The following is an 11,456-nucleotide window of genomic DNA, read 5'->3' as shown; positions in this document are numbered from 1 at the left end:
CTATGCTGGCGGTATTGTTGGGTTTCGCTTAAAGGTTTCCTTATTAAGGTCTTCTCGCAAGGCCCAGGTTTTGCTGCCGCTCTCCGCTTCGTGGTCATGGTCGCTCAACGCCAACCTACACGACACATAGATGTAAAAATTTTACCTTCGAGCCGATAAGAGAAAAAACCCCTCCTCTTATCGGCGAGCCTTCTTTTCGTTCCCCTTCGGGCCCGTACGCGGCGCAACGAGTGGAGGCGTCGGGCCGGCGCGGGGTCTTAGCGTAGCGTAAGCGGAGCGGGTGCCCCGTACGGCCCAGCCGGAACGAAGTGGTCGCGCCAAAGGCGCGAGCGACGAGTCCGGGACGATTTCTTGGTCACTTCTTTCTAAAAGAAGTGACAAGGGGCTTGGGGCAGAGCCCCAAACAAAGCAGATTGGCGGGCCGAGCCCGCCCTCCACTTAATCCCCTACTCTCCGAAAAGCGCCCTCTTGACGTCGAAGAGCGTCTCGTATTCCTCGAAGGGGAGGTTTTGTTCCCGGAGGTGGGCGGCGAGAAGGTCTTTGGCGAAGGTGCGGCGGGCCCTTGGGGCGGCGCACCTGTCGGAGAGGCCGTCGCCGACGAAGACCACTTCGCGCCCTTCGGCGGCAAGCTCCTCCACCCGCGAAGATTTACAGGTTCCGCAGTAGCCGCACTCGGGGTTCATGTGGGGGGTCGATATTTCGGCCCCTCCCTCCTTCGCGCCAAGTATCCCCGCCCTCACCGGCAGCTTCACCCCCGCCTCCCCGAGCATCTCCTCTATGTAGAAGTCGAGGCCGTCGCTGAGTATCTCCACCCGCCAACCCCTCTTCACCGCCTCGGTGACCAGCGCCGTGAAGCCGGGATCGAGGTAGTGATGGCTCCGAATATATTCGCGCCACTCAAGCGGGGTGCCGCCGAGCATGGGGCCGAGCAGTTCGTAAGCCCGCCGCGAGCCGAACCTGCCCTTGCCGTAGTCGTCGTCTATCTCTTTCCAGGCGTCGCCTTCGGAAAACCTTTCAATGAAGGACATGCCGACGTTAGAGGTGGCCGAGGTGCCGTCGAAGTCGAGCAGCAGTACGGGAGCTTCTCTCATTTGGGGCCGAGAAGCGCGGCGAGGTTGTTCCCGAGTACGGCTGCTTTCTCTTCTTCCGTCAGCCCGCCCTCTTCCATCGCCTTTTTGTAGCGGGGAAGGCCGAGAAGCGGGTAATCGCTGCCGTAAAGGAGGCGGCCTATGCCCGCAGAGGCGGCGAAGGCGCGGAAGACCTCCGGCTTGTAGAGGTAGGGGAGCGCGGCGGTGTCGTAGTAGACGTTTTTCAAGACTTCGTCCGCCTCCTTCTTCAGGAGGTGAAAGACGAAGAGCGCCCCGCCCATGTGGGCAAAGATCCAGAGGGTGCGAGGGTGCGCCTTTACGAGGTCGTAGAGGTCGCGCGGGCTCATCTGGGCCTTGCCGGGGTAGTGGTGGCCGACCGGCTTGTTGGTGTGGAGGAGTAGCGGGACGCCCGCGTCGGCGCAAAGCTCCGCGAGGGGGGCTATCTTCTCCCTCACTCCCGCGCCCAGCCCGTCGTGGTAGGTCGCCACCTCCCCCACCCCTCTGGCCCCGGCTTCGAGGCACCTTCTGGCCTCCTGTATCGCCGACCTGCCGCGCAGGGGGTTGACGCAGGCGAAGGGGATTATCCTCTCGGGGAAGCGCTTCCCGGCGTCGAGGACGTAATCGTTGCATAGAATCTCTTTCCCCGCGTCGCTCCACGGGAAACCGAAGGAGACGGCCCTGTCCGCGCTCCACGAGTCGAGCTCGTTCACAAGCTCCGCCGCGCCGACCAGCATCGAGCGCGGGTCTTCGTAGAGGAGCCGGAAATTCTCCTCCCCCTCGAAGAATTTCTCGCGGTTATTGCGTATCTCGGGAGGGCTTATGTGGGTGTGCGCATCAATAATCATAGGGTCCCTCGATAAAGGGTTTTTAAAATAATAGCTACAGGCGCGGTAACTGTCCATAGGCCTGACAAGTAGAGTTGATAAGGCGCTTGATGTTATTTGCGGTTTTTACCAGTTTTTCGGCCTTGTACGCTTGTTGCAAACGGCTCCGTATGGTAACTTTTTCTTTTAAAACGCTGTTCTTCAAGGACCTCGATGCGGATTTTTTACTGGATAGCCGCCGCCTACCTCATCGGCGCAATACCCTTCGGGATAATTTTCTCGCTGATTATGGCGGGAATCGACCCCCGCGCCTCGGGTTCCGGAAATATCGGCGCTACCAACGTGCTCCGCACCATCGGCAAAAAAGCGGGGCTTTTCACCCTTATCGCCGACCTCCTGAAGGGCGCGCTCCCCGTCTGGGCCGCCTCCGTCTTCCTGAAAGAGCCCCACGGCGTGGCGCTGGTGGGGTTTGCGGCCTTCGCGGGCCATCTCTTTCCGATATATCTCGGCTTTCGCGGAGGGAAGGGGGTCGCCACGGGCGCGGGGGTCATGCTTGTCGCCTCCCCCGCCACCCTCGCGGTTTCGACGATGGTTTTCGCCCTCCTCCTCGCGTGGAAGAAGATTGTCAGCCTCGGCAGCATCTTCGCCTCGATTATAATGCCGCTCGCGGCCTACCTCCTCGGCGAGCCGGAGTATACAATTCAGCTTGCCGGGGCGCTCGCGACGTTGACGATTCTGAAGCACAGGTCTAATATCCTTCGCCTTGTAAAGGGTGTCGAACCGCGGATAGTTCCGTGGGCGAGGGGCAAGGGATGACAAAGAGCGACAAGCTGCGAAAAATTCCCGCCGTCGAAAAGGTTTTGCAGACTCCTGCGCTGCTTGGCCTCGCCGGTGAGCGCGAAATTCCCCGCACGGTTTTGATCCGCGCCGTAAGGGAGACTCTGGAGGAACTGCGCAAATCCGCGCTGGCCGGGGGGAAGATCGATACTAATCTCGACGCCGTGGCCGGGCTCTGCGCCCTGCGCGCCGAAAAACTGAACATTCCCGCCATGCGCCGGGTAATCAACGCCGCCGGGATCGTCCTCCACACTAACCTCGGAAGAGCGCCTCTGGCAAAAGCCGCGATAGAGGCGATGAAGGAGGCGGCGGGATACTGCAACCTCGAATACGACCTCGAAAAGGGGTCGAGGGGCCACCGCCACGACCTCGTCGCCGGGCTCCTTGGCGAGCTTACGGGGGCCGAGGCCGCGCTAGTCGTGAACAACAACGCGGCGGCGGTTCTGCTGGTTCTCGGCGCTCTCGCCCGGGGCAGGGAAGTGATAGTCAGCAGGGGTGAACTGGTCGAGATAGGCGGGGCCTTCCGAATCCCGGAGGTAATGGCGCAAAGCGGCGCGGTGCTGCGTGAGGTCGGCTCCACCAACAAGACCCGGCTGGCCGACTACGAGGCCGCCATCGGGCCGGATACCGCCATGCTCCTCAAGGTCCACACCTCCAATTACCGCGTCCTCGGCTTCACCGAAGAGGTAACCCTCGAGAATATGACGGCGCTGGGGAAAAAATACGGGCTCATAACCGCTAACGACCTCGGGAGCGGCCTCTTTTTCGACGTCGGCGCGACCGGGGGAGACTTTGAGCCCTCCGTCTTCGACACGGTGGCCACCGGGGCCGACATCGTCACCTTCTCCGGCGACAAGCTCCTCGGCGGGCCTCAGGCGGGGATAATCGTCGGCAGCGAAGCGGCCGTGGGGGCCTGCCGGAAGCATCCCCTGATGAGGGCGCTCCGCCCCGATAAGGTCACCCTCGCCGCCCTCGAAGCCACCCTCCGTCTCTACCGCGACCCGGAGCGCGCGAAGCGCGAGATACCCGCGTTGCGTATGATGCTGGCCTCGGAGGGCGAGCTGAAAACCGCGGCGGAGAGGATTGCCGTAGCGGTGCGCGGATTCGCCCCAAGAGGCGTAGAGGTGAGCGTGATTTCTGAAACCTCCGAGGCCGGGGGCGGCTCCCTTCCGCTGGCCTGCTTCCCCACCTGGGCGGTGGCGATAGAGCTTCAGGGAGGGGGAATCTCCAAGCTCGAAGAAACCCTCCGCCGGGGCTCGCCGCCGGTAATCGCCCGCGTAAAGGAAGACGCCCTCCTCATCGACCCGAGGACCCTCCTGCCGGGAGAGGAAGAGGAAGTCATAAAAGCCCTCGAACCGGCCCTGAACGGCGGGGGAGCGGCGCTTTGAAGGAGACGATCGCCCTTGCCGCCATACTCACCGGCGGGCAGGCCAAAAGGATGGGCGGGGAAAAGCACCTCGCGCAGATCGGCGGCCACCCCCTCGTCGAACTGGTCTACAAGGCCGTAAGCCCCCTCGCCGAAGAGACCGTCTGCGTCGGCGAAGGCGCGCAGCTTGACAGATTCGGCGTCAAAGTTCTCCCCGACCTCTTCCCCGGAGCCGACTCCCTCGGCGGCATCGCCACCGCGCTCGACTACGCCTGGAAAAAGTCAGGCCCCGACAGCCTCGTCCTCTGCGTCGGGTGCGACATGCCCTTCATCCGCAGCGGCATGGTAGAGGCTCTCGCCCTCCTCGCCCACGGCCACGACGGGGCCGTACCCAGATTCGCCAAGGGTTACGAACCCCTCCTCGCCGTCTACCGCGCCCGTGTCTTCAAGGATGCGTTTCGGCTCATCACCGAAAAAAACCTCCGCATCAGCGACCTCTTCAAGAAGATAGACGCCTTCGAGATGGACGAGCTCACCGCCCGCGAAGTCGACCCCCTCCTGCGCTCCTTCCTCAACGTCAACTTCCCCGAAGACCTACGCGCCGCCCGCCTCCTCGCCGTAGGGGAAAAGAAAGAAGGGAGAAGGAGGTATTAAGGAGAGTTCCCGATTCGATGATGGCAGTGAAAGGCTACAATATGACGACAAAAAACACAGTCGATTTAACGAAGTTTAACGATAAGGCCATTCTTCCGTATGAGCTGCGGCGCGAAGATTTTCAGATGGCGATGCAGGACGTTTATGATTTTTTCTTCGACGTGAATTCCGGTCTTGCCACGAAGGGACTTCAACGCCTTGATGAAATGCTCAGACCTGCAATCATGTCAGGAGTATTGTCCGACATGCTTACGGCGAGTCTTGCGAAACATTCCCGTGTTTTGACCGAAAATAAGTATTTCAATGGACATCCCGATTTGATTGTACAAGGAGTATATGCCGGGAATGCGGTGAAATCAGGTTCAGATGGAGTTGAAATAAAGACAACGCGCAAAACCGGAGGGGCAGTAGATACTCATGGAGCCAGAGACCAATGGATGTGCGTCTTCGTTTATAATGTCGATAACGAGTCGGAACCTGTCTCTGACCGCAAGGCCATGACCTTTATCGAGGTTTACCTGGGGAAAGTATCCGTCGATGATTTTCGTAAAAATCCTCGTGGTGAACTGGGCACGCGCACTGCAACGCTTCATAAGGACGGAATAAAAAAACTCCGGGAAAACTGGCTCTACAAACTATAACTGGCCGTTGCAGCGATAAGAGGTCAATTTGGGTATGGCCTCACGGGCCATGTTAAAGTAATGCTCGTCTTTTTCCACCCCGATGCTCGCGTATCCGACAGCTTCCGCAGCGGCTAACGTCGATCCTGCGCCCGCAAATGGGTCCAGGATAACCCCTTCTCCCAATGGCAACACAGCCCGCAACAATTGACGCAAGAAAGCTTGTGGCTTAAGGCTGGGATGCGGAGCAATATTGCGTTCGGCTTTTCTTGTCGGACCAGATTCGATAACGTCACCGAAAGGCTTGTCTTTGCCGGGGCGACGGAACCCGCCCGTCTTCCACTTGCGCAAATTATCCTGAATCCTGCCATCAACAGGCTTACGGAAAACAACCCACGGTTCCCACATTGATCGCGGCATCACGCTGATTTCTTCAAACTCTATATGTGCGTCTTTTGGACGGTCTCCGCCTCGCATTGTCATTGTCAGACGTATAATTTCGCCTCGCCTTTCCAATCCCGCATCTGCAAGAGCGCCGGAGACAATGTATGATACGAGGGGATTTGAGGCTACGACAACATGTGCCCCGGGAACCAGTTTAGGCAAAAGCAATCGCGCCCACAGAAAGAAAAAAGACCTTATTTCCTCAAGCTGTTTATGGGTCAGCGTGGTAAAGCGGGGCAAGGGGGATCTGGTGTGACCATCGAAAGATGGGGGTATCCGCCAGACACCGCCTTTCCCGCTGCGAAGTTTTAATTGTTGCTCCGCCGAGTACTCGTGAAGCCCGTAAGGCGGGTCAGTAACAACGGCGTGAATGCTGTTATCGTCTCGTTGTTTCATCCATTGAAAACAGTCAGAGTTAAAAAGGATGGTTTTCCCGGATTTGAAAGGTTCCTGCCCCTTACCGCTCGCAACGATATCGAGTTCGTTTTCCGGCTCTTTTCTGCGCAAAGTGTACAGGCCACGAGACTCCCGGAGAAAAAGGTCGGGGGTGTTCAGACGAAGGTAAGACCGAACCGAGGAAGATGGTGTCGGTCCGATAATCTGCGCTACATTTTCCTCGATTTCCTTAACCGACAATGATTTTCCGTTAATATCCAAAACCTGCCTGATTGCGTCCCTTACTCGCCCGGGTTGGTATCTGTTCTTCTCTCCGCACATGCCTATCCCCTTTAAATAATACTTTTAAAAGAGACGATAGACGTCTGGACGTCTTCTGTCAAGACTGAGGACGACCGAAAAATAACCATATATCACTCGCTTCGTTTTAGGGCGTTACAAAAAGAAGGCTCGTCCAAAAACGAGGTAATGAAATGTTTTTGGACTCGAAGGTAGTTTGTCTGCACGTATTCTTTGAATAGCTGTAAAACGATTTACCTTCGCGAACAAAAGCTCAAACCGATTTCGCTTTTGTTCGAGCCTTCTTTTCGTCCTCCTCGGAGCCCGTACGCGGCGCAACGAGTGGAGGCGTCGGGCCGGCGCGGGGTCTTAACGGAGCGAAGCGTAGTGGGTGCCCCGTGCGGCCCAGCCGGAACGAAGTGGTCGCGCTTCTTGAAGCGCGAGCGACGGGTCCGGGCTGAGTTTTGGGCCACCTTTTGCTCACTCAAAAGGTGGCTAGGAGCGCGAGGCAAAGCCTCGCAAACATGGAACGCTTTTCACGGTAATAAAGTCTCTGGATTCCCGCCTGCGCGGGAATGACGACAGAGGTGTGTCGGCTTTCGTTCCTCAAGCGCGACCTGCACGACTAATTACCCCTTCTCCCCCTGATACAGCGTCGCGACGCCGAAGGTAAAGTCCGTATAAGTGACCCCGGTGAACCCGGCGCCGGACATCATCTTCGCGAAAACCTCCCTCGGGGGGAAGCCCTCGACGCTTCTGGGGAGGTAGCGGTAGGCCTCGAAGTTGCCGGAGACGAGCCCTCCCATGAGGGGGAGGACTCGGTGGAAGTAAAAGCCGTAGAAGGCGCGGACGAGAGGGTTCGGGGGCATTGAAAAATCGAGTATCAGTGCGGTGCCGCCGGGTTTTAAGACCCTCGCCATCTCGCGTAGCGCGACCTCCCGCCTAACCACGTTCCTTATGCCGAAGGCTATCGTCACCGCGTCGAAATAGCCGTCGCGGTAGGGCAGCTCCTCGGCGGAGAGCGCCTGAAAGGTGATCGCGTCCTCCATACGGTGCTTCTTGACCTTGGGAAGCCCCGCGATAATCATCGGAAGGGTGATGTCGCCGCCGAAGACCGTCGCTTGGGGGCGCGAGCGCACTATCTCTATCGCCACGTCGCCGGTGCCGCAGGCGAGATCGAGGACGGAAAGACCCCTTCCCTCCGGCAGGCGCGCGACCATCTTCCTTCGCCAGCCCGCGTCCACCCCGAAGCTGAGGAGGCGGTTGAGGGTGTCGTAGGTGGGGGCTATGGCCCCGAACATCGCCCTTATCGCGCGGGTTTTTTCAAGGGCCTCGTCCGCGCTCTTTTCCGCCGCCATCAGCCGCCTCCCACGAAGCGTATTATTTCGATTTTGTCGCCTTCGCAAAGGACCGTTTCGGCGAACAGTTCTCTGGACAGTATCTCGCCGCGAAGTTCGACGACCGTCCGCTCGGGAGCGACGCAAAGGCCAGAAAGCAGTTCGCAGACCGTCTTCCCCTCCCCGCACTCGGCCTTCTTGCCGTTGACTATGATTTCCACAACAACCTCATTATTGAAAAGCGCCGACGGTAAGATTTGAAGCATCTTCTCCGCCCGTTATCAAGGTCTGGTCGAAATCCTTGAAGACCGGCTCCAGACCGGCTTCGAGCAGCATCCGGGAAACCTCGGCCGGAGTCCTCTTGTCCTCCACCGCGAACTGCTCTTCGGCCTCGCCGGGCTTGGAATAACCCCCCGGCTCGGTGCGCGAACCCGCGCTTATGGCGGTGAAGCACAGCGGAGCGAGGCCGTCGCGGAACTTCGCGGTTTCCCGCGTGGAGAGGGTGAGCCCAACGTCGGGCAGGAGGAGGCGAAGGGCCAGAGCCATCTGGGCCAGTTCCCTGTCGCTAATCGGGCTCGGCGGGTTGAAGTGGCCCGCCGCGCTGCGAATCCTCGGAAAGGAGATAGACACCTGCGTCCGCCAGTGGGCTTTTTCGAGCCAGAGGGCGTGGAGAGCGAGAGATATCGCCTCTACGCGCCACGGTCCGAGGCCGAGGAGCGCGCCGATGCCGACCTTGCGCAGCCTCGCCTCCCCTACCCTGTCGGGGGTGCTGATGCGCCTTTTGTAATCGGCCTTGCGCCCCCTGGGATGGACGCGGGCGTATATCTCCGGGTCGTAGGTCTCCTGATAGACGGTAACACCCTCGACGCCGGAGGAACCCAGCAGCCCGTACTCCTCCGTCTCCATCGGGTAGACCTCCACCGAGATGGAGGGGAAGCGCGGGGCGAGGAGTCTTGAAGTGCGCGCCAGAGCCTCTGGAGGCACTGCCTTCGGCGATTCGCCGGAGACCAGAAGGATGTCGCGGAAACCCTCGTCCCAGAGGAACTCCCCTTCCTTTTGCGCCTCCTCGCCGGTGAGGGTGACGCGGCGCACCTCGTTCTGCCTCGCGAAACCGCAATAGAGGCAGGAATTGGTGCATTCATTGGAGAGGTAGATGGGGGCGTAGAGGCGCACGACCCTCCCGAAACGCTCTCTGGTCACCCTTCTGGCCCTCTGGGCAAGCTCTTCGAGGTAAGCGCCGCCCGCCGGGGAGATGAGCGCGAGAAAGCCCGAAAAGCTCAAGTTCCTTGAGGCCAGAGCGCTTTCAACCTCCGCCCTGCCCGCCGATTCCGAACGCAACGAAAGCTCCCTCGCGCGGGCGAAGTCAAAATTGTCGAAAAAACTCATTCGATGAATCCCGTCAGGGGGCTTGAGGGGCTGGCGACGCGCGAGGAGGAGGCCAGCCCGGCCAGAAACCCCTCGCGCCCCGCCTCCGCGCCCTTTTTGAAGGCGCGGGCCATTGCAACCGGGTCGTCGGCTACCGCTATGGCGGTGTTGACGAGCACTGCGTCCGCCCCCATCTCCAGCGCCTCGGCTGCGTGGGAGGGAGCGCCGAGCCCCGCGTCCACCACGACGGGAATGCGGGCCTGCTCGATTATTATCTCTATGGAGGCGCGGGTAATTATCCCCCTGTTGGAGCCTATCGGCGAGCCGAGCGGCATCACCGTGGCGGCCCCCGCCTCCTCAAGGCGCTTCGCCAGCACCGGGTCGGCCCCTATGTAAGGGAGCACGATGAAACCCTCCTTCACGAGGATTTCCGTCGCCTTCAGGGTCTCCACCGGGTCGGGCAGGAGATAGCGGGGCTCCGGGGTAACTTCGAGCTTTATCCACGGCTCCATCCCGGAGGCGCGGGCGAGTCTGGCGAGGCGAACCGCCTCCTCGGCGGAGCGCGCCCCGGAGGTGTTGGGCAGCAGGAGGTAACGCTCGGGGTCTATGAAATGGAGGATATCCTCCTCGGGGCGCGTAAGGTCTACCCGCCGGAGGGCCACGGTCACTATCTGGGCTCCGGAGGCGAACAGCGCCTCGGCCATCTTCGCGGGGCTTCCGAATTTTCCGGTGCCCACGAGGAGCCTCGAAGAAAATTTACGCCCGGCTATAACGAGAAAATCGCCCGCGGGGGCTTCGTTTGTCATTTTTTTGAACCTCTCTTGCAGTTGAACCAATAGTATAACTTATTTGCGCCGCGAAGGTCCAAGAACAAGAAAAACCGTTACCATTCCGGCTTTAAGGACATCAAAAGTCATCAAATATAAAGTTTTTGTTAACCGGAGGAAAAGCGTATGACGAAAATTTTTAAGGCTCTGCTTCTCGGATTCCTCGGAATCTTCACTTCTTCAGTGGCCCTTGCGGCGGCGGGCGTCTCGGACAGCGGGGAAATACAGGCGCTCCTTGGCAAGGAGCCGAAAAACGTAATCGTCCTCGACGTGAGGACTCCCGGGGAATGGCGCGGGGGCTTCATCAAGGGGGCGCTCCTCATCCCGATGCGCGACGTGCCCGGAAGCCTCGGGAAAATCCCGAAGGACAAAAAAATAGTCGTAGTCTGCGCCACCGGGGCCAGAAGCGGCGCGGTCGCCTCCTACCTCGACGAATCCGGGTACAAATGGGTGAAGAACTACACCGGCGGCATGGTGGACTGGCAGAGGAAGGGTCTCCCCGTCGAAAAAAATCTTCCCTGAAAAGGTGGCCTCTCTTTTGTCCGATAGTCTGGCGCAGGTGTTCCGGAGTGGTATACTGCTGAAAAACAGACGGCAAAAAGGAGGACAAGATGACTTCGGCTGAAATTTACGAATTAATGAACGGCAACCCCTTCTTCTATCTGGCCACGCTCGACCGCGACACTCCGAGGGTGCGCGGGATGATGCTCTTCAAGGCGGGGGCTGACGGTATCTACTTTCACAGCGGCACCTTCAAGGCGCTCCACAAACAGATTGTAGCCAATTCGCGGGCCGAGCTCTGCTTTTTCGACCCAAAGTCGGGCACGCAGGTGCGCGTCAACGGCAACCTAGAGATCGTCGAAGGCGACGCGATGAAGCTTGAGATGATCAAACACCCGTCCAGAGCGTTTCTGAAAAAATGGATGGAGGAGGGCGACGCGAAGGAGTTCCTTAAAAAATTCTCCGTCTACCGGCTGCACGGCGGTACGGCGACCGTCTGGACCTTCGCCACCAACTTCGAGCCCCAGGAGTGGAACCCGCTTTAAACCTGCGCTATTGAAATTCAAAAGCCCCCGATCACCGGGGGCTTTTTTATTCCATTCGTAACTGGCATACGTGTAGACAATCTACCTTCGAGTCCAAAAACATTCCGTTACCTTGTTTTTGGACGAGCCTTTCTTTTCGTTCCCCTTCGGGGCCCGTAGGTGACGCAGGGAGCGGAGGCGGAAAGGGCGGCGGGGGGGTCTTAGTGAGCGTAGCGAACGGGTGCCCCCTCACGCCCCCGCCGCAGCGACCGGTCGCTCGAAGAGCGAGCGGAACCTTCCGGGCCGAGTTTTGTCCCACTTTTTCGACAAAAAGTGGGGCGCGGGTGCGGGGCGCGCCAAGCCCCGCTAGCTGTAGACCGATGGGCTAAAGCCC

13 protein-coding genes are annotated in these 11,456 nt (G+C 59.5%); 6 read left to right on the top strand and 7 right to left on the bottom strand.

Annotated features, from left to right (window positions below; genetic code table 11):
- Positions 1 to 446: 446 nt before the first annotated feature.
- Complete coding sequence (locus tag EPN96_11300; protein ID TAL15972.1) at positions 447 to 1,091, bottom strand: hypothetical protein; 645 nt, start codon at positions 1,089 to 1,091, stop codon at positions 447 to 449.
- Positions 1,088 to 1,990 (bottom strand): amidohydrolase, encoded by a 903-nt coding sequence (locus tag EPN96_11295; GenBank protein ID TAL15971.1) that lies wholly within the window; start codon positions 1,988 to 1,990, stop codon positions 1,088 to 1,090. The genes EPN96_11300 and EPN96_11295 overlap by 4 nt, the downstream gene beginning before the upstream one ends.
- 135 nt (positions 1,991 to 2,125) lie before the next feature.
- Between EPN96_11295 and plsY the strand changes: the two genes are divergently transcribed.
- The 4 genes from plsY to EPN96_11275 are packed head-to-tail and all read left to right on the top strand — an operon-like array spanning position 2,126 to position 5,410.
- Positions 2,126 to 2,728, top strand: a complete 603-nt coding sequence (plsY, locus tag EPN96_11290) for a glycerol-3-phosphate 1-O-acyltransferase (protein ID TAL15970.1) — start codon at positions 2,126 to 2,128, stop codon at positions 2,726 to 2,728.
- A complete protein-coding gene (locus EPN96_11285) occupies positions 2,725 to 4,137 on the top strand; it encodes an L-seryl-tRNA(Sec) selenium transferase (GenBank protein TAL15969.1) in 1,413 nt (470 codons plus the stop codon). The genes plsY and EPN96_11285 overlap by 4 nt, the downstream gene beginning before the upstream one ends.
- Entirely contained in the window at positions 4,134 to 4,769 is a 636-nt protein-coding gene (locus tag EPN96_11280; GenBank protein ID TAL15968.1) for a molybdenum cofactor guanylyltransferase, read from the top strand. The genes EPN96_11285 and EPN96_11280 overlap by 4 nt, the downstream gene beginning before the upstream one ends.
- Positions 4,770 to 4,810: 41 nt before the next feature.
- On the top strand, positions 4,811 to 5,410 hold the full coding sequence (locus EPN96_11275) for a hypothetical protein (GenBank protein TAL15978.1): 600 nt from the start codon (positions 4,811 to 4,813) through the stop codon (positions 5,408 to 5,410).
- Here EPN96_11275 and EPN96_11270 read toward each other — a convergent pair.
- The 5 genes from EPN96_11270 to EPN96_11250 all read right to left on the bottom strand — a co-directional run bounded on the left by EPN96_11270 (position 5,405) and on the right by EPN96_11250 (position 10,016).
- Positions 5,405 to 6,550 (bottom strand): site-specific DNA-methyltransferase, encoded by a 1,146-nt coding sequence (locus EPN96_11270; GenBank protein ID TAL15967.1) that lies wholly within the window; start codon positions 6,548 to 6,550, stop codon positions 5,405 to 5,407. The genes EPN96_11275 and EPN96_11270 overlap by 6 nt on opposite strands.
- A gap of 587 nt (positions 6,551 to 7,137) precedes the next feature.
- Complete coding sequence (gene ubiE, locus EPN96_11265; GenBank protein TAL15966.1) at positions 7,138 to 7,866, bottom strand: bifunctional demethylmenaquinone methyltransferase/2-methoxy-6-polyprenyl-1,4-benzoquinol methylase UbiE; 729 nt, start codon at positions 7,864 to 7,866, stop codon at positions 7,138 to 7,140.
- Positions 7,866 to 8,111 carry a sulfur carrier protein ThiS gene (gene thiS / locus EPN96_11260; GenBank protein ID TAL15965.1) on the bottom strand — a complete coding sequence of 82 codons (246 nt, stop codon included), beginning with the start codon at positions 8,109 to 8,111 and terminating at the stop codon, positions 7,866 to 7,868. The genes ubiE and thiS overlap by 1 nt, the downstream gene beginning before the upstream one ends.
- Positions 8,077 to 9,231 carry a 2-iminoacetate synthase ThiH gene (thiH, locus tag EPN96_11255; GenBank protein ID TAL15964.1) on the bottom strand — a complete coding sequence of 385 codons (1,155 nt, stop codon included), beginning with the start codon at positions 9,229 to 9,231 and terminating at the stop codon, positions 8,077 to 8,079. The genes thiS and thiH overlap by 35 nt, the downstream gene beginning before the upstream one ends.
- Positions 9,228 to 10,016, bottom strand: coding sequence for a thiazole synthase (locus EPN96_11250; protein ID TAL15963.1), 789 nt, complete (start codon positions 10,014 to 10,016; stop codon positions 9,228 to 9,230). Before EPN96_11250 ends, thiH begins: the two co-directional genes overlap by 4 nt.
- Before the next feature lie 147 nt (positions 10,017 to 10,163).
- Between EPN96_11250 and EPN96_11245 the strand changes: the two genes are divergently transcribed.
- Positions 10,164 to 10,559 (top strand): rhodanese-like domain-containing protein, encoded by a 396-nt coding sequence (locus tag EPN96_11245; GenBank protein ID TAL15962.1) that lies wholly within the window; start codon positions 10,164 to 10,166, stop codon positions 10,557 to 10,559.
- Positions 10,560 to 10,648: 89 nt separating this feature from the next.
- The gene (locus EPN96_11240; GenBank protein ID TAL15961.1) at positions 10,649 to 11,083 is read left to right on the top strand and encodes a pyridoxamine 5'-phosphate oxidase family protein; all 435 of its coding nucleotides are present in this window, start codon (positions 10,649 to 10,651) and stop codon (positions 11,081 to 11,083) included.
- Positions 11,084 to 11,456: the final 373 nt, after the last annotated feature.

It is taken from the genome of bacterium (assembly GCA_004322275.1).
Classification (GTDB): domain Bacteria; phylum Desulfobacterota; class Deferrisomatia; order Deferrisomatales; family BM512; genus SCTA01.
Note: the sequence above shows the minus strand (reverse complement) of the source record. Positions and strands in the feature narration are given on the sequence as shown.